16 protein-coding genes are annotated in these 17,072 nt (G+C 68.6%); 9 read left to right on the forward strand and 7 right to left on the reverse strand.

Going from position 1 to position 17,072, the window contains the following annotated elements; genetic code table 11:
- Positions 1-96: 96 nt before the first annotated feature.
- On the reverse strand, positions 97-1,611 hold the full coding sequence (locus NG1_RS22295; RefSeq protein WP_062973769.1) for a sensor histidine kinase: 1,515 nt from the start codon (positions 1,609-1,611) through the stop codon (positions 97-99).
- Positions 1,612-1,633: 22 nt separating this feature from the next.
- Positions 1,634-1,849, reverse strand: a complete 216-nt coding sequence (locus tag NG1_RS22300; RefSeq protein WP_040869187.1) for a biotin/lipoyl-binding carrier protein — start codon at positions 1,847-1,849, stop codon at positions 1,634-1,636.
- A 90-nt stretch (positions 1,850-1,939) separates the two neighbouring features.
- Here NG1_RS22300 and NG1_RS39245 point away from each other — a divergent pair, with 90 nt between their 5' ends.
- Positions 1,940-2,014 carry a 50S ribosomal protein bL37 gene (locus tag NG1_RS39245; RefSeq protein ID WP_022597109.1) on the forward strand — a complete coding sequence of 25 codons (75 nt, stop codon included), beginning with the start codon at positions 1,940-1,942 and terminating at the stop codon, positions 2,012-2,014.
- A gap of 79 nt (positions 2,015-2,093) precedes the next feature.
- Here NG1_RS39245 and rsrA read toward each other — a convergent pair whose 3' ends face one another.
- Both rsrA and NG1_RS22310 read right to left on the reverse strand, forming a co-directional pair.
- Positions 2,094-2,360: a mycothiol system anti-sigma-R factor gene (gene rsrA / locus NG1_RS22305; RefSeq protein WP_062973771.1), complete on the reverse strand. Its 267-nt coding sequence runs from the start codon at positions 2,358-2,360 to the stop codon at positions 2,094-2,096.
- A 20-nt stretch (positions 2,361-2,380) separates the two neighbouring features.
- A complete protein-coding gene (locus NG1_RS22310) occupies positions 2,381-3,013 on the reverse strand; it encodes a sigma-70 family RNA polymerase sigma factor (RefSeq protein WP_062973897.1) in 633 nt (210 codons plus the stop codon).
- Between the two features lie 296 nt (positions 3,014-3,309).
- Between NG1_RS22310 and ybaK the strand changes: the two genes are divergently transcribed.
- Together ybaK and NG1_RS22320 are read left to right on the forward strand one after the other, a co-directional pair.
- The gene (gene ybaK / locus NG1_RS22315; protein WP_062973773.1) at positions 3,310-3,804 is read left to right on the forward strand and encodes a Cys-tRNA(Pro) deacylase; all 495 of its coding nucleotides are present in this window, start codon (positions 3,310-3,312) and stop codon (positions 3,802-3,804) included.
- A 74-nt stretch (positions 3,805-3,878) separates the two neighbouring features.
- Positions 3,879-4,178, forward strand: coding sequence for a hypothetical protein (locus NG1_RS22320; RefSeq protein WP_062973775.1), 300 nt, complete (start codon positions 3,879-3,881; stop codon positions 4,176-4,178).
- 293 nt (positions 4,179-4,471) lie between these two features.
- Here NG1_RS22320 and NG1_RS22325 read toward each other — a convergent pair whose 3' ends face one another.
- Positions 4,472-5,260 carry an SOS response-associated peptidase gene (locus NG1_RS22325; RefSeq protein WP_062973777.1) on the reverse strand — a complete coding sequence of 263 codons (789 nt, stop codon included), beginning with the start codon at positions 5,258-5,260 and terminating at the stop codon, positions 4,472-4,474.
- Positions 5,261-5,426: 166 nt separating this feature from the next.
- Between NG1_RS22325 and NG1_RS22330 the strand changes: the two genes are divergently transcribed.
- The 3 genes from NG1_RS22330 to rsgA all read left to right on the forward strand — a co-directional run bounded on the left by NG1_RS22330 (position 5,427) and on the right by rsgA (position 9,787).
- Positions 5,427-6,935, forward strand: a complete 1,509-nt coding sequence (locus tag NG1_RS22330) for an aldehyde dehydrogenase family protein (protein ID WP_062973779.1) — start codon at positions 5,427-5,429, stop codon at positions 6,933-6,935.
- A 561-nt stretch (positions 6,936-7,496) separates the two neighbouring features.
- The gene (aroA, locus tag NG1_RS22335) at positions 7,497-8,789 is read left to right on the forward strand and encodes a 3-phosphoshikimate 1-carboxyvinyltransferase (RefSeq protein WP_062973781.1); all 1,293 of its coding nucleotides are present in this window, start codon (positions 7,497-7,499) and stop codon (positions 8,787-8,789) included.
- A 116-nt stretch (positions 8,790-8,905) separates the two neighbouring features.
- On the forward strand, positions 8,906-9,787 hold the full coding sequence (gene rsgA, locus NG1_RS22340; RefSeq protein ID WP_062973782.1) for a ribosome small subunit-dependent GTPase A: 882 nt from the start codon (positions 8,906-8,908) through the stop codon (positions 9,785-9,787).
- A 5-nt stretch (positions 9,788-9,792) separates the two neighbouring features.
- Here the strand turns inward: rsgA and NG1_RS22345 are convergent, their stop codons facing one another.
- Both NG1_RS22345 and secA read right to left on the reverse strand, forming a co-directional pair.
- Entirely contained in the window at positions 9,793-10,170 is a 378-nt protein-coding gene (locus NG1_RS22345; protein WP_062973784.1) for a YybH family protein, read from the reverse strand.
- 180 nt (positions 10,171-10,350) lie between these two features.
- Positions 10,351-13,215, reverse strand: a complete 2,865-nt coding sequence (gene secA, locus NG1_RS22350) for a preprotein translocase subunit SecA (protein ID WP_062973786.1) — start codon at positions 13,213-13,215, stop codon at positions 10,351-10,353.
- Positions 13,216-13,802: 587 nt separating this feature from the next.
- Here secA and NG1_RS22355 point away from each other — a divergent pair.
- The 3 genes from NG1_RS22355 (at position 13,803) to NG1_RS22365 (ending at position 17,065) form a co-directional block, all read left to right on the forward strand.
- Complete coding sequence (locus NG1_RS22355) at positions 13,803-15,224, forward strand: WS/DGAT/MGAT family O-acyltransferase (protein ID WP_157114175.1); 1,422 nt, start codon at positions 13,803-13,805, stop codon at positions 15,222-15,224.
- 10 nt (positions 15,225-15,234) lie between these two features.
- Positions 15,235-15,783: a DUF6912 family protein gene (locus NG1_RS22360; RefSeq protein ID WP_062973899.1), complete on the forward strand. Its 549-nt coding sequence runs from the start codon at positions 15,235-15,237 to the stop codon at positions 15,781-15,783.
- 124 nt (positions 15,784-15,907) lie between these two features.
- The gene (locus tag NG1_RS22365; protein ID WP_051175474.1) at positions 15,908-17,065 is read left to right on the forward strand and encodes a ferredoxin reductase; all 1,158 of its coding nucleotides are present in this window, start codon (positions 15,908-15,910) and stop codon (positions 17,063-17,065) included.
- The last annotated feature ends 7 nt before the right edge of the window (positions 17,066-17,072 follow it).

Consider the following 17,072-nt stretch of genomic DNA (forward strand, 5'->3'; position numbering starts at 1 on the left):
CGCACCCGAAAGCGGCCGCCCGCGACCTCCGAGCAACAGGTCCTGGGAGTTCGCACGCGACCGGTGCCGAAGCGGCGGATCCGTCCCGTCGATCGGTCAGCGGCCCGAACGACGGCCCAGCGGGACCCGCAGGACGGCGTCGGTGCCGATGTCGGCGCCGGGATGCAGGCCGATGGAACCGCCGAGTTCGGCGGTGACCAGGGTCCGGACGATCTGGAGGCCGAGCCGATCGGAGGACTCCAGGCTGAACCCGGGCGGCAGGCCGCGGCCGTCGTCGCTGATGATCACGTCCAGCCAGCGCGCCGAACGCTCGGAACGGATTGTCACCGTGCCGTTTTCGCCCGAATCGAAGGCGTGCTCGATGGCGTTCTGCACCAGTTCGGTGAGCACCATCACCAGCGGGGTGGCGCGTTCGGCGGAGAACACACCGAGCGAGCCCGCGCGGCGCACCTTGATGCGCGTGGTGTGCACCGTGGCCACGTCGGCCATGATCGGCAGCAGCCGGTCGACGACCTCGTCGAGATCGACCTCTTCGTCCACCGACATCGACAGCATCTCGTGCACCGACGCGATGGAGGTGACCCGGCGCACCGACTCGGTGAGCGCGACCTGCGCCTCCTCGTTCTCGGTGCGGCGCGCCTGTAGGCGCAGCAGCGCGGCGACGGTCTGCAAATTGTTCTTCACCCGATGGTGGATCTCCCGGATGGTGGCGTCCTTGCTCAACAGAGCGCGATCGCGCCGCTTGACCTCGGTGACGTCGCGGACGAGCACGGCGGCGCCTGCCAGCTCGCCGTGCGGGCGCAGCACGAGGGTGCGCAGCAGCACGGTCGCTCCGCGCGCCTCGACCTCCATCCGGCGGCCGGTCCGCCCGGCCAGCGCGGCCTGGATGTCGCCGACCACTTCCTGGGCGTCGAATGGATCGGTGATCAGGGACCGGGTGGTGACGGCGAGATCCTGGCCGACCAGGTCGGCTTGCAGGCCCATCCGGTGATAGGCCGACAGCGCGTTCGGACTGGCGTAGACGACGATGCCGTCGGTGTCGAGCCGGATGAAGCCGTCCCCGGCGCGCGGGCTGGAATGGGTGGCCGCGCGATCCTCGGTGGTCGGGAAGGTGCCGTCGGCGATCATCTGGCACAGATCGTCCGCGCATGCCACGTACGCGCTCTCCAGCTGACTGCGCACCCGGGAGCGTTGCAGATCGGTGTCCCGGCTCAGCACGGCGATCACATCGTCACCGCAGCGCACGGGGATGGCCTCGCGGATGGCGTGCACCGGACGCGGGTGGTAGACGCCGGATGTCTCGACGTCGCTGTCGGCTCGCACGATATCGCCGCTGGCCAGCGCCTCGAAAACCTGCGGATGTTCGGCCTGCACAGCCGACGTGCCGACCAGATCCTCTTGGTGCACGGTGTGGGCGGTGGTGGGACGGCACTGCGCGACACACACGATGTCCGCGCCCTCCGTCACCGGGCCCGCACCGACCCACAGCAGCAGATCGGCGAACGACAGATCGGCCAGCAGCTGCCAATCGCCCACCACCCGCTGCAGATGGTCCACGGCGACCCCGGGGAGGTCGGTGTGCTCGGCCAGCAGCTCGCTCAGTGTCGACATGCAGATCTACCGCCGTAATCGATCAGGAGATGACCGCGATCAGGTGGCCCGCCTTGATCGCGTCGCCCTCCTTGACGCCGATCGAAGTCACTGTGCCGCTGGATTCCGCGACCACCGGGATCTCCATCTTCATGGACTCGAGGATCACCAGGGTGTCGCCCTCCCGGACTTCGTCGCCCTCCTTGGCGACGACCTGGTAGACGACCGACACCAGCTCGGCGAGCACTTCCTCAGCCATGGCACCCCATTCACTCGTTGGCCTGTATCCGCTGACGGTACAGCCAACCACACGTGAAAGAATGGCCTTCAATCAGAAGGGAGACTACTCATGGGTAAGCGCGGACGTAAGAAGCGTAGCCGCAAGGGGAACGCAGCCAACCACGGCAAGCGGCCCAACGCCTGAGCGCGACGCTCGGCTCGAAAAGCACGAAGCGGCACGCACTTCCAGCGGGAAGGCGTGCCGCTCACGTTTCACCGACCGGCTACTCCGAGGTGTCGACCGAGCTCTCCCCGACGACGAACGTCCGGCGGATCTCGATGGTCAGGCGCTCGCGCAACGAATCGGGCGCGCGATCACCGCCGCATTTGCGGCTGAGCAGGTTCTTGACCTTCTCCTCGATGCCATAGGCCTCGATACACGGACTGCAGTGCTCCATGTGGTGCTGCAACCGCGCCCTGGTCGCCTCGTCGCACTCCCCGTCCAGCATCAACCACACGTCGGCCAGCACCGCCGTGCAGTCGAGCTCCATGTCGGGGTCCCGTTCGGTACTCACTGCTTGACCTCCTGGCGTTCCCCCGAACGGTTGAAACCGCGCTCGCGCGCGACATCGGCGAGCAAACCCTTCAGTTGCTTGCGGCCGCGGTGCAGCCGGGACATCACCGTACCGATGGGCGTGCCCATGATCTCGGCGATCTCCTTGTACGGGAAGCCCTCGACATCGGCGTAGTACACCGCCATGCGGAACTCCTCCGGAAGTTCCTGCAGCGCGGCCTTGATGTCGTCGTCCGGTAACGCGTCCAGCGCCTCGACCTCGGCCGAGCGCAGACCCTGCGAGGTGTGCTCGGCGGTCGCGGCCAGCTGCCAGTCGGTGATCTCGTCGGTCGGATACTGGGCGGGCTGGCGCTGCTTCTTGCGATAGGAGTTGATGTAGGTGTTGGTCAGGATCCGGTACAGCCAGGCACGCAGGTTGGTGCCCTCCCGGAACGACTTGAAGCCCTGGTAGGCCTTGACGTACGTCTCCTGGACCAGGTCCTCGGCATCCGCCGGATTCCTGGTCATGCGCAGCGCGGCGCCGTAGAGCTGGTCGAGCAACGGGAGCGCGTCCCGTTCGAACCGCTGTGCCAGTTCGGCATCGTCGACGGCGCCGACATCGTCGGCCGCCACGTCATCGTCGCTCGTCACACCTGTCCCTTCGATCGCCGTACCTGCCAAATCTACCGGCATCGGCATATCGAAGGAGAATCCGCCGTCCGCCGGGGACGTCTCGGTCCATACCGGGCGGTCGTCGAGCAGCACGGGCACAGGCATCTCCTTCACGTATCCATAGGGCCTGCTCACGCGCTGGAAACCAGTCCGAGCGCGGTGTACCGGCTACAACATGCGCGACCCGTCCGGTGTTCCCGGGTTCCTCCCGTTCGCGGTGAATGCGCAGGAAATCCCGTTGCGGGCCGGGCTACGGCCGCCGTTAAGGTTTGGCCATGGCAGCAGGCTCGACTCCGGCGATCCGCGCGTTGACCCAGGCGAAGGTGTCCCATCGGGTGCACGCCTACAAGCACGATCCGCGCGCCGACTCCTACGGCACCGAGGCGGTCGACGCGCTGGGCGCCGAACTCGGCGTCGCGGCCGAGCAGATCTTCAAGACCTTGGTCATCGAACTCGCCACCGGCTCGCTCGCGGTGGCCGTGCTTCCGGTGCCGAACACCCTGTCGCTCAAAGCCGCGGCCGCGGCGCTCGGCGCACCCAAGGCGGGCATGGCGGACAAGATCAGGGCGGAGAGGACCACCGGGTACGTGCTCGGCGGCATCTCCCCGCTCGGTCAGCGCAAGCCACTGCCCACCGTGATCGACGACTCGGCGCTGCGCTGGGACCGGATGCTGTGCAGCGCCGGACGGCGCGGACTGGAGATCGAGCTGGCGCCCGCCGACCTGATCCGGTTGACCACCGCGGTGACCGCGCCCGTGACATCCGCGTAATTCGTCCACCATCGGCGCGATCTGTGCGTTACTGAACTGGCCAGATCGACCCGACTCGTGAGGATGTGATGCGAATGTCTACGCACCAGCGTGTGCGCACCGTGATCGTCGCGTTGTCCGGAGTGCTCGTCTTGGCTCTCGGTCCGGTAACGCTCCTAGCGCCCGAGGCCGCCGCCTCGCCGGGCACCTCGCCGGTCACGCAGGTCAGCGATTCCGTGTTCGACTTCGACGGTCAGGGATCGAAGAGTGATGACAAGTCCGGAAAAGCCGAGAAACTCAGCGGGAACGTCACCACCAAGCTGATCGACCTGGTCGCCGGAATCATCAAATGCGGACTCAATATCGCCTCACCGAGCGTGAAGTGCTCGCTGTAATTCTGGCCGCGACTGCGTCGCGGCGTGTTCGCGGCCCCCTTATGGCTCGTGTCCGAGCGACCACCGCTGGCGACTTCGTCGCGGACGCGGCGGCCGCTCGGACACGAGCCGGGCCGCGAACGGCGCATGCTAGGTCTCGCTTCGCTCGAAACCGGTAGTTGGGCCGGTGTGGTCGCGCAAGGCGGTCACACCGGCACCTCGGCCCGCGAGATACCGCTGGACCAGTAGTTCCGGCTACCCAGTCGGCCTGCGTAAGTATGCGGCGGCCGGACCGACGCGGGCCGAGGACTCGTTCACAACAGGCTGATCTGCTCGGCGTCCTTCTGATCCTCCACACGGGCAAGCAGTTCCGGTCCGTTGTTGCGCACGCTGTTGACCAGCGCGGGCACCGGACGGGCCACGATATCGGCGACCGCTTCCTCCGACGGCGTCTCGAGCAGGCTCGCGGGCGCCGGGTGGTCAGGATCCAGCCACGCGTCCCAGTGCTGCCGCGGCATGGGCAGCGGCATCCGATCGTGGATGCGGGTCAGGTCGCCGACCGCGTCGGTGGTGAGGATGGTGCACGACAGCAGGGGCTGACTCTCCGGCTGGGACCGGTCGCGCCAAACCGACCACAGACCGGCCATGTAGAGGCGGGAACCGTCCGCGTGGGCCATGTAGTACGGATGCTTGGCGACTTTCCCCTTCGCGCCCTTCTCGCCGTTCGGCTCCACGACCCACTCGTACCAGCCGTCCATCGGTACCAGGCAACGCCGGTACTTCACGGCGTCGCGGAACGAGGGCGTGGTGGCGGCCTTGTCCGCGCGGGCGTTGAACAGCGGCTTGCCCTTCACCGGGACACCGGGCTCGGCGGCCTTGGTCCACACCGGGATCAATCCCCAGCGCATCCGCCGGATCCGCCGCTTCGGGTCGTCGTGCTCGCCGCCGTGATCGTGCCGCTCTACCACGGTGAGGACCTGGGTGGTCGGAGCGACGTTGTAGTTGGTGAAAGAGCTCTGGTCCGCGGAGTCGGTCTCGTCGATCGCATCCAACTCGACCGCGAGCCTGCCGGGGTTGGTCGTGGTCGCATATCGTCCGCACATATCCCGATAGTCCCACTCGCCACCGACAGAGTCGGGGACAATTGACGCATAGCTGGTGACCTGTTGAGAGTTGTGGCATAGCATTCTCTCATCGGAAGGACGGGCTGCCCGTCCACTCGGACACGCGCATCGACCGTCCACCGGAGACGGCAAGAGGAGAACCACTGTGACATCCACCGACACCAAACCGGCCGATCACGACACGGCACTGACGTCGGTCAATCCGGCGACAGGCGAGGTGATCGGCACGCACGTCATCGCCGACGACGCCGCGGTGGCCGCCGCGGTCGCCAAGGCTCGCGCAGCGGCCGCCACCTGGGGCGCGCTGAGTTTCGACGAACGGCGCACGCATCTGCTGCGCTGGTCGAGCAAGCTGGTGCAGGACTCGGAGAAATTCTGCGAGTTGATCCACGCCGAGAACGGCAAACCGCTCGACGACGCCTTCCTGGAACTGATGCTCGCGCTCGAGCACATCGCCTGGGCGGCCAAGAACGCCAAGAAGGTACTCGGACCCAAGAAGGTCTCCCCCGGCGCGCTGATGTCGAACTTCAGTGCCCGGCTCGAGCAGCGCCCGCTCGGTGTGGTCGGCGTGATCGGCCCGTGGAACTACCCGGTCTACACGCCGAACGGTTCCATCGCCTACGCGCTGGCCGCGGGTAACACCGTCGTGTTCAAGCCGAGCGAATACTCCACCGGCATCGGCAACTTCCTCGCCCACGCGTTCGCCGCGGCCAACCCCGAGCTGCCCGAGGGCGTCTTCATCACGATCAACGGTTACGGCGAGACGGGCGCGGCGCTGGTCCGCTCGGAGGTCGACAAGATCGCGTTCACCGGCTCCACCGCCACCGGCAAGCGGATCATGGCCGCCGCCGCGGAACGGCTCACCCCGGTACTGCTGGAGTGCGGCGGCAAGGACGCGGTGATCGTCGCCGCCGACGCCGACATCAAGGCCGCGGCGGACGCGGTCGCCTGGGGCGCCACCGCCAACAGCGGCCAGACCTGCGCGGGCGTCGAGCGGGTCTACGTCGACCGCTCGGTGCGCGAGGAGTTCGTCGCCGAGGTCAAGCGCATCCTCACCGACATCAAGCCCGGCTCGGACGAAAAGGCCGCCTACGGCCCGATGACCATGCCGAGCCAGATCGACATCGTGCGCCGCCACATCGAGGACGCGTTGAAGAACGGCGGCACCGCGGTGCTCGGCGGGCCCGAGTCGGTCAAGGCGCCGTTCATCGAACCGGTCGTGCTGGTCGACGTGGACGAGAACTCCGAGGCGGTGGCCGAGGAGACCTTCGGCCCGACCATCACCATCCGCACCGTCGACGGCGTGGACGAGGCGGTCGAACTGGCCAACAATTCCAAGTACGGCCTGTCCTCGGCGGTCTACTCGAAGAAGAACGGCCTGGACATCGCGCGCAGGCTGCGCGTCGGCGCCACCTCGGTGAACTCCGTGCTCGCCTTCGCCGCCATCCCCGGCCTGCCCTTCGGCGGCGTCGGCGATTCCGGCATCGGCCGCATCCACGGCGAGCCGGGTCTGCGCGAGTTCACACGCCCGCACTCGATCGCGGTGCAGCGCTTCACCGTTCCCGGAATGGCGCTGCTGAGCTACAGCCGCACCGACTCCACGATGAAGCTGCTGCGCAAGCTCGTTCCGTTCCTGCACGGGCGGCACAAGTAAGAATCCGAACGGCCGGGGCCGGGTACTCGACGTCGTCGACTACCCGGCCCCGTGCCATAGGTGGTGCCCCAGCGCCCCGGAACTCCCGGTTTCGAGCGAAGCGAGACCGAGCAATCCGCCGTTCGCGACCCGGCTCGCGTTTGCGCGGCCGCCGCGTACGCACCGAAGGAGCGGCAGTCGAGCCGTGCCCACAATCGGCCATACAACCCGTGCACCAGGCTGGCAAGCTCCGATGCCAACGTGCCCAGCGCACCCCCACTCCCGGTTTCGAGCGAAGCGAGACCGAGCATCCGCCGTTCGCGGCCCGGCTCGCGTTTGCGCGGCCGTCGCGTACGCGACGAAGGAGCAAGCGGCGGTCGCGCAAACGCGAGCCGCAAAGGGGCCGCGAACACCCAGCGCCGCAGGCGCTGGAAAGACCAACACAGCCCGGCTCGCGTTTGCGCGGCCGTCGCGTACGCGACGAAGGAGCAAGCGGCGGTCGCGCAAACGCGAGCCATAAGGGGGCCGCGAACACCCAGCGCCGCAGGCGCTGGAAAAACAACACCGTGTGATGATGGACGAGTGAACTTCTGGCCAGCGCCCCATGTCGAGGTCCCCGTACACGCGACCGTGACCCTGCCCGGATCGAAATCGATCACCAACCGGGCGCTCATTCTGGCCGCCCTGGCCGAGGGCCCGTCCACGATCACCGGCGCGCTGCGCAGCCGTGACACCGACCTGATGATCACCGCGCTGCGCGCGCTCGGCGCGAGCATCGAGGGTGCGGGCGACACGGTGACCGTGACCCCGGCGCCGCTGGGGGGCGGGACGGTCGACTGCGGGCTCGCGGGCACGGTGATGCGCTTCCTGCCGCCGGTCGCGGCGCTGGCGTCGGGCGATGTCGCGTTCGACGGTGACGAACAGGCCAGGATCCGTCCGTTGCGCACCATCCTGGACGCGCTGCGCGCGCTCGGCGCCGACGTCGACGGCGACACGCTGCCGTTCACGGTGCACGGCAAGGGCGCGCTGCGCGGCGGCACCGTGACGATCGACGCGTCCGGGTCGTCGCAGTTCGTCTCCGGCCTGCTGCTGTCGGCCGCGCGCTTCGACGAAGGCCTGGTGGTGCACCACGACGGCAAGCCGCTGCCGTCGATGCCGCATATCGAGATGACGGTGGAGATGCTGCGCCGCGCCGACGTGCGGGTGCAGGCGCCCGCGGACAGCTTCAAGGCGCAGACCTGGACCGTGGAACCGGGACCGATCCGCGCGGTGGACTGGGAGGTCGAGCCGGACCTGTCCAACGCCACCCCGTTCCTGGCCGCGGCCGCGGTCACGGGTGGCACGGTCAGCATCCCGCACTGGCCGCGGCTGACCACCCAGCCGGGTGACGTGATCCGCGAGATCCTGGTGCGGATGGGCGCCGAAGCGCGGATCTTCGACGGCGTGCTCACCGTGCACGGCCCGGACCGGCTGGCGGGCATCGACATCGACCTGCACGATGTGGGCGAGCTGACGCCCACCGTCGCCGCGCTGGCGGCGCTGGCCGATTCCCCGTCGGTGCTGCGCGGGATCTCGCATCTGCGCGGGCACGAAACCGACCGCCTGGCAGCGCTTTCCACCGAGATCAACCGCCTCGGCGGCAAGGTGACCGAGACCGAGGACGGGCTGGAGATCGTGCCCGCCGACCTGCACGGCGGCACGTGGCATTCCTACGCCGATCACCGGATGGCCACGGCGGGAGCCATTCTCGGCCTCCGAGTGCCCGGCATCGAGATCGAGGACATCGGCACCACGGCCAAGACTCTGCCGAACTTCGTCGCCCTCTGGGAGCGCATGCTCGAGCCCGCGCTATCCGACGAAGGAGCGGCGCACTGAGCGGGGGACGGCGCTCCGCGGCCAGCTACGACGAATCCGATGTCCGGGTTCGGCCGGGGCGGAGTTCCCGTCCCCGCACCAAGACCCGGCCGCAGCACAACGACGCCGAGCCGGCCATGGTGGTCTCGGTCGACCGGGGGCGCTGGGGGTGTGTACTCGGTGGTGATCCGGAGCGCCGCATCGTCGCGATGCGGGCCAGGGAGCTGGGTCGCACCCCGATCGTGGTCGGCGACCAGGTGGACGTGGTCGGCGATCTGTCCGGGCGACCGGACAGCCTCGCCCGTATCGTCCGGGTCGCCGATCGGCGAACGGTGTTGCGCCGCACCGCCGACGACACCGATCCGTACGAGCGACTCGTGGTCGGCAACGCGGAGCGGCTGTTCATCGTGGTCGCGCTCGCCGACCCGCCTCCGCGCACCGGCTTCGTGGAACGGGCGATGGTCGCCGCGTACGCCGGTGGGCTGCAACCGGTTCTGTGCCTGACCAAGCACGATCTGGCCGCCGACTCCGAATTCGCCGCCGCCTTCGACGATCTCGATCTCACCATCGTCTACGGCGGCATAGATGATCCACTCGAGCCGGTCCTGGAGCTGCTCACCGACCACCTCACCGCGCTGATCGGCCACTCCGGCGTCGGCAAGTCGACACTGGTCAATCGTCTTGTGCCGGATGCGGAGCGGGCCGTGGGCGTGGTGTCGGGGGTGGGCAAGGGCAAGCACACCTCCACCCAGTCGGTCGCGCTCCCGTTGCCGGATGGCGGCTGGGTCATCGACACACCCGGGGTGCGATCGTTCGGCCTGGCCCACATCACTCCCGACGACGTGATCGCCGCCTTCACCGATCTCGCCGGAGCCATCGAGGACTGCCCGCGCGGCTGCACCCATCTCGGCCCGCCCGCCGACCCCGAATGCGCGCTGGACGAGCTTCCCGGCAAGGAACGCCGGGTGGCCGCCATCCGCCTCCTGCTCGTCGCCCTGACCTCCAACGATCCCTGGTAAGCGGGTCAGTGCCCGTCCGGCTGTCCGGGCGCGAACGGCCACTCTTCGAACCACACACAGCGGCCACCCTGGTCGAAGCGCAGGATCCACAGGTCTCGCCACCGCGCCGGGGTGTCCCGCGCGTATTCCACCTCCACCCGGACCACCGCGGTGTCCCCGTCCACGGCGACGATGCTCGATCGCAGGGCGAACTGCTCGTCGGGCCCGTCTCGGCCGCCTTCCCAGAAGTCGGCGAGCGCATCGAGACCGGTCAGCGGCCGCGCCCACGGCGAGACGAGGTATCCGGCGTCCGCGGCGAACAGGTCGGCGAGTTGTTCGGTGCCCGCCGACCGCCAGGCTCGCTCGTATCCGGCGATCCATGCTTCGACAGCTGCGCGGTCCACGCCAGGAAGATACGCCGGTCCGCCCGGCTGTTCCGGCGCGTTCGGCTCACCGCTCGCGTGTCGTGCTGCACCGGCTGGCGTCCGTGCTGGCGCGCCAGGTCGGTGCTGCCGGAGCCGTGCGAATTCCACGACACGACGAAGGCGCCCGAGGAGACCTCGGGCGCCTTCGTTTTCAGCGGTTCAGTGGCGGCGGCGGGACTTCGGGCCGCGACGGCCCTTCGCGTCCGCGCGAGCCGCCTCGCGGCGCTCGCGCCGGGTGGGCTGCGGGGAACCGTCCGCGCCGTATTCCTCGGCGTCGCTGTGCACCGCGGCCCGGCCGCCCTCGTCGGGGCCGGAGTAGCTGAAACCGCGCTGGCCGGTCTCATCGATACCCCTGGCGCGCAGGGCCGCGGGCGCGGCGTGTCCGTTGGCGACCCGAGCCTCCTCGGTGGGCAATGCCTGCGGGGCGGGCGGGGCTCCGACCGGCGAACGCAGGCCCGGTCCGACGGCGACGCCTTCCGGCTGCGGCTGCTGCACCTCGACCTGCAGGTTGAACAGGAAGCCGACCGACTCCTCCTTGAGACCGTCGAGCATCGCGGTGAACATGTCGAAGCCCTCGCGCTGGTACTCCACCAGCGGGTCGCGCTGCGCCATCGCGCGCAGCCCGATGCCCTCCTTGAGGTAATCCATCTCGTAGAGGTGCTCGCGCCACTTGCGGTCGAGCACCGACAGCAGCACCTGCCGTTCCAGATTGCGCATGCTGCCCTCGCCTGCCAGTCCGTCGATCTCGGCCTCGCGGCGCTCGTACGCGTCGTGCGCGTCGTCCAGCAGCGCTTCGAGCAGTTCCTCGCGGGTCAGCTCGCCCGCCTCGCCGACCTCGGTCTCCCCGGTCAGGTCCCGGTAGTCCAGGCCCACCGGGTACAGCGTCTTCAACGCCGTCCACAGCTTGTCCAGATCCCAGTCCTCGACGTAACCATCGGCGGTGGCGCCGTCCACATAGGCGGTGATCACGTCGGTGATCATGCTCTGGACCTGGCCCTCCATGTCCTCGCCGCGCAGGATCCGGTTGCGCTCGCCGTAGATGATGGTGCGCTGCTGGTTCATCACCTCGTCGTACTTGAGGACGTTCTTGCGGATCTCGAAGTTCTGCTGCTCGACCTGCGTCTGCGCGCTCTTGATGGCCTTGGACACCATCTTCGCCTCGATCGGCACGTCGTCGGGCAGGTTCAGCCGCGTCATGATCGCTTCCAGCGCGGCGCCGTTGAACCGGCGCATCAGCTCGTCACCCAGCGACAGGTAGAAGCGGGACTCGCCCGGGTCGCCCTGACGACCGGAACGGCCGCGCAGCTGGTTGTCGATGCGGCGCGACTCGTGCCGCTCGGTGCCGAGCACGTAGAGGCCGCCCGCGTCGCGCACCGCGTCGGCGTCCTCGGCGGTCTGGGCCTTCACCTGGTCGAGGGTGGGCAGCCAGGCGCGCTCGTACTCCTCCGGCGTCTCGACCGGGTCGAAGCCCTGCTTGCGCAGCAGGATGTCGGCGATGATGTCCGGGTTGCCGCCGAGCACGATGTCGGTACCACGGCCTGCCATGTTCGTCGCGACGGTCACCGCGCCCGGCCTGCCTGCCTCGGCGATGATCTCGGCTTCCTTCTCGTGGAACTTCGCGTTCAGCACGTTGTGCGGGATGCCGCGCTTGGTGAACTGCTTGGACAGGTACTCCGAGCGCTCGACGCTGGTGGTGCCGATCAGCACCGGCTGGCCGTTCTCGTGCCGCTCGGTGACGTCGTCGACCACGGCGGAGAACTTGGCCTCCTCCGTCTTGTAGATCAGGTCGGACTGGTCGGCGCGGACCATCGGCTTGTTGGTCGGGATGGGGACCACGCCGAGGTTGTAGATCTGGTGCAGCTCGGCGGCCTCGGTCTCGGCCGTACCGGTCATGCCGGAGAGCTTGTCGTAGAGGCGGAAGTAGTTCTGCAGCGTGATCGTGGCCAGGGTCTGGTTCTCCGGCTGGATCTCCACCCCTTCCTTGGCCTCGATCGCCTGGTGCATGCCCTCGTTGTAGCGGCGCCCGACCAGGATGCGGCCGGTGAACTCGTCGACGATGATCACCTCGCCGTCGCGGACGATGTAGTCCTTGTCGCGGGTGTAGAGCTCCTTGGCCTTGATGGCGTTGTTCAGGTAGCTCACCAGCGGCGAGTTGGCGGCCTCGTAGAGGTTGTCGATGCCGAGCTGGTCCTCGACGAACTCGACGCCCGCCTCGTGCACGCCGATCGTGCGCTTCTTGATGTCGACCTCGTAGTGCAGATCCTTCTTCAGCAGCGGCGCGATGCGCGCGAACTCGGCGTACCACTTCGAGGAGGCGTCGGCCGGGCCGGAGATGATCAGCGGGGTACGTGCCTCGTCGATGAGGATGGAGTCGACCTCGTCGACGATGGCGAAGTTGTGCCCGCGCTGCACCAGATCGTCCAGCGAGTGCGTCATGTTGTCGCGCAGGTAGTCGAAGCCGAACTCGTTGTTCGTGCCGTAGGTGATGTCGGCGCCGTAGGCCACCCGCCGCTGCGCCGGGCTCATGCCGGACAGGATCACGCCCACCTCGAGGCCGAGGAAGCGGTGCACACGGCCCATCCACTCGGAGTCGCGCTTGGCCAGGTAGTCGTTGGTGGTGACAACATGCACACCATCACCGCTGATCGCGTTGAGATAGGCGGGCAGCACCGAGGTGAGGGTCTTGCCCTCACCGGTCTTCATCTCGGCGATATTGCCCGTGTGCAGCGCGGCGCCGCCCATGATCTGCACCTTGTAGTGCTTCTGGTTGAGCACCCGCCACGACGCCTCACGCGCGACCGCGAACGCCTCGGCCATCAACTGGCCGAGCGGATCGGTCTCGCCTTCCTCGGCCATCTCGGCGTAGCGCTCGCGGAACTCGTCCGTTTTGGCCCGTAGCTCCGCGTCGCTGAGGTCTTCGTAATCCGGTTCGAGGGCGAGGACCTGGTCGGCGAAATGCGCGAGCCGCTTGACCATGCGACCCTCACCAATCCGTAGCAACCTCGTCAGTGTCAGCGCAGGCACGGGTCTCGTCAGTCCTCTGGTCGGTGTGTCAAATCGTGTCGTCGGCCCCCGGGCCGGTGCGGGCCCACGCGGTTGCGCGGAATCCGCTGCATGCTTCATGGTAATGCTCTATCTAATTTGCAGCGCCTGCGGCGCTGCGTGTTCGCGGCCCCCTCATGGCTCGCGTCCGAGCGACCGCCGCTGGCGACTTCGTCGCGGACGCGGCGGCCACTCGGACGCGAGCCGGGCCGCGAACGGCGCATGCTCGGTCTAGCTTCGCTCGAAACCGGTGGTTGGGCCGATGTGGGCGGGTGATGTGGTTCTCGTGCGATCTCGGTGTGCGCGACACGGTGGAGCAGGCGAACGGCGTCGTTCGCGACTTCATCGTCACAAGTGCGACAACCGGTAGGCAGTTTCGACGGTGCGACCCGGTGCGGACTGTGATCAGATCGAGGCCCCAGGGCGAGTGGGCGGCGTGCCACCGAATCCAGGGGTGCGGGAATAGGGTGTACGTGATTCATCGGAAATGCCGCAACGGCCGGGGTAACGGTCGCTGCGGCAGCACAATGAAGCGGGGGACGGCATCGGGAAAAGGAGTACCGGGCAGCGTGATCACGAGACTGACGCCGCAGGACACGGCCTTCTACCGGCTCGAGTCGAGTAGCAATCCGATCCATATCGGCTCTCTCGCGATCCTGCGGAACACCGAACCCGGCGACGGCGCGGACCGGGCGGTTCTGGACTACGACCGGCTGGTCGACCTGGTCGAGAGCAGGCTCGCGCTGGTGCCGAGGTACCGGCGCAAGGTGCGCGAGATCCCGCTGTCGCTCGGGCGGCCGGTCTGGGTCGAGGACAGCCGGTTCGACATCACCTACCACATCCGGCGCTCGGCGCTCCCCGGTCCCGGCACCGACGAGCAACTGCACGACCTGGTCGCCCGGCTCACCTCCCACCCCTTGGATCCGGCCCGGCCGCTCTGGGAGATGTACCTGATCGAACGGCTGTCCGACGGCCGCTGCGCGATCTTCACCAAGTCGCATTCCGCCCTGGTGGACGGGGACACCGCGCTGGAGATCGGTCACGTGATCCTCGACGCGGGGCCCGCGCCCCGCGAACTGGCCGGTGACGATTGGATCGCGCCGCGCGAACCGGGCGAGGTCGAGCTGCTGGTGGGCGCGCTGGCCGATCTCGCCGCGCAGCCGCGTAAGGCGCTGGAAGTGGCCCGCGACGCGAGCGCGGGTGCGTTCGCGGTGCTGGGGACGGCGGGCAAGGCGGTCGAGTCGGTGGTCGCCGCGGTGCGCACGGCGGCGACCGGCGCGCCCGCCAGCCCGCTGAACGCCCGTACCTCGCGCAACCGGCGCTTCGACGTGGTGCGCACCGACCTGGCGGACTACCGCACCATCCGCGGGCGTTTCGGTTGCTCGATCAACGACGCGATCCTCGCCGTGGTCACCGGAGCGCTGCGCAACTGGCTGCTCTCGCGCGGGGAAGCGCTCACCGAGTCGACCGCGCTGCGGGCGGTGGTGCCGATGTCGGTGTACGTCGAGGGAGCCGACGGCGACCAGGCGCAGACGGCGAGCGAGGTGTCGTCGTTCCTGATCGACCTGCCGGTCGGCGAACCGAATCCGGTGATGCGGCTGTCGCACATCGCGCACGCGACCGAACTGAACGGACGCCAGCGGCGCGGCGTCCGCGCGCGCACCCTGGTGCACTTGGCCGGTTTCGCTCCGGCCAGCCTGCATGCGATGAGCGTGCGCGCGGCGAGTACGTTCGCAGAACACACGTTCAATCTGGTGATCACCAACGCGCCGGGTCCGCAGGCGCCGATGTACATCGGCGGCGCGCGGATGCTGGAGATGTACCCGGTGTCGCCACTGCTGCGCAATCAGGCATCGAGCATCGGGATCACGTCCTACGACGGACGGGTGTTCTACGGTCTCAACGCCGACCGCGACGCGATGGCCGACATCGGCGTGCTCGCCACGGCGGTGCGCGATTCCATGGAGGAGATGCTCGGTGCCTGCGTCTGATCAGAACAAGCTGAGGGTCTACATCCCGGCTACGGTGCCGATGCTGCGCGAGCTGGTCGACAACCGGGAACTGTCCGCCGTCGGCGGGACCGCGTTCGCGGTGACGCCCGCGCTGCGCGAGGCCTACGCCTCCGGCGACGACGAGGAGCTCGGCGAAGTCGCCATGAACGAGGCCGCCCGCGCCTCGCTGCGGCTGCTCGCCGCCGAACGCGAGGCGATCGGGTCGTCGGAGGAGTCCGACGACGAGGCCGCGCCGGTCGCGGGCGGCAGTCCCGTCTACCGGCGCGCGGTGATCGCCGCCGACGTGACCGGCGCGAAACTGAGGCCCGACCTCGACGACGCGGTGGTCCGGCTGGCCGGTCCGATCGGCTACCAGCAGATCGCCTCGGTGCACGTCGATCTGGCCGACGCCGAACCGCAGGTGGCCAAGGCCGTCGACGTGGTGGACGCGGCCGATCTCGGCGACACCGACGCGGAGTTCGTCCTCGGGGACGCCGAGGACCATCAATTGGCCTGGTACGCCGCTCAGGAGCTGCCGTTCCTGCTCGAACTGCTCTGATCGCGCCCGCGTGCGCGGGCTCACCCACCGCGATAACCTACGATGCCGTAACCTTGCTGGCGAGGCATCCGATCGGCGAGACGGCGGCCTGCGCATCCGGACGACAGGGAGATCAACGGCAGCGATGGGTTCGAAAATTGGGAGCTTCTCCGTGCGAAGCGTCCGCGCGTGGCTGGAGGCGCCCGCCGCGAGCGTCGCCGAGCGTGGCGGCAAACTGAACGTGCTGCGCGGCGCCGTGGCGCGGGTGACCACGCCGTTGCTGCCCGACGACTACCTGCACCTGGCCAACCCGCTGTGGTCGGCGCGCGAACTGCGCGGGCGCATCGTGGAGGTGCGCAAGGAAACCGCCGACTCCGCGACGCTGGTGATTCAGCCCGGATGGGGCTTCGACTTCAAATATCTGCCCGGCCAATACATCGGCATCGGCCTTCTGGTCGACGGACGCTGGCACTGGCGTTCGTATTCGCTGACCTGTCCGCCGGATTGGTCGGTGCCGGGTCACGCCGGTAAGCGGTTGATCTCCATCGCCGTGAAGGCGATGCCGGAGGGCTTCCTGTCCAGCCATCTGGTCAGCGGCGTGCCGGTCGGCACCGTCGTCCGGCTCGCCGCCCCGCAGGGCGGATTCGTGTTGCCGTACCCGCCGCCGGAGAAGGTGCTGTTCCTCACCGCGGGCAGCGGCATCACCCCGGTGATGTCCATGCTGCGTGCGATGGACCGGCGCGAGCTGTTCACCGACGTGGCGCACATGCACTCGGCCCGGACCGCCGACGACGTGATGTTCGGTGCGGAACTGCGCGCGCTGCACGAGCGCAACCCGAGCTTCGACACCCGTCTGCATCTCACCGCCGAGAAGGGCAAGTTCGCACTCGCCGACCTCGACTCCGAGTTCCCCGATTGGCGCGAACGCCACACCTGGGCGTGCGGCCCGGTCGGGATGCTCGACGAGATCGAGGATCACTGGCGCGAGGCGGGCCTGTCGGACCGGCTGCACGTCGAGCGCTTCGAAATCGAGCGCTCGTCGGTCGGCGCGGGCGGCACGGTCACCTTCGGCAAGACCGGCCGCACCGTCGAGGCCGACGGCGCGACCAGCCTGCTCGAGGCCGGTGAGTCCGCCGGCGTGCAGATGCCGTTCGGCTGCCGGATGGGCATCTGCCAGACCTGCGTGGTCACCTTGAGTTCCGGCCACACGCGCGACCTGCGCAACGGTGAGGAGCGCCGGGAAGGCGACAAGGTGCAGACCTGTATCTCGGTAGCGGCGGGCGACTGCACCCTGGACGTGTAGTCCTCCG

It is taken from the genome of Nocardia gamkensis NBRC 108242, from assembly GCF_001612985.1.
Taxonomy (GTDB): Bacteria; Actinomycetota; Actinomycetes; order Mycobacteriales; family Mycobacteriaceae; genus Nocardia; species Nocardia gamkensis.

What these genes read in the sequence shown, in the direction of transcription:
- NG1_RS22365 (WP_051175474.1), top strand. Translation starts at nt 15,908, where the DNA reads ATGGGTTCGAAAATTGGGAGCTTCTCCGTGCGAAGCGTCCGCGCGTGG.
- rsgA (WP_062973782.1), top strand. Translation starts at nt 8,906, where the DNA reads ATGGTGGTCTCGGTCGACCGGGGGCGCTGGGGGTGTGTACTCGGTGGT.
- NG1_RS22320 (WP_062973775.1), top strand. Translation starts at nt 3,879, where the DNA reads ATGTCTACGCACCAGCGTGTGCGCACCGTGATCGTCGCGTTGTCCGGA.
- ybaK (WP_062973773.1), top strand. Translation starts at nt 3,310, where the DNA reads ATGGCAGCAGGCTCGACTCCGGCGATCCGCGCGTTGACCCAGGCGAAG.
- rsrA (WP_062973771.1), bottom strand. Translation starts at nt 2,360, where the DNA reads ATGGAGCTCGACTGCACGGCGGTGCTGGCCGACGTGTGGTTGATGCTG.
- NG1_RS22295 (WP_062973769.1), bottom strand. Translation starts at nt 1,611, where the DNA reads ATGTCGACACTGAGCGAGCTGCTGGCCGAGCACACCGACCTCCCCGGG.
- NG1_RS22325 (WP_062973777.1), bottom strand. Translation starts at nt 5,260, where the DNA reads ATGTGCGGACGATATGCGACCACGACCAACCCCGGCAGGCTCGCGGTC.
- NG1_RS22300 (WP_040869187.1), bottom strand. Translation starts at nt 1,849, where the DNA reads ATGGCTGAGGAAGTGCTCGCCGAGCTGGTGTCGGTCGTCTACCAGGTC.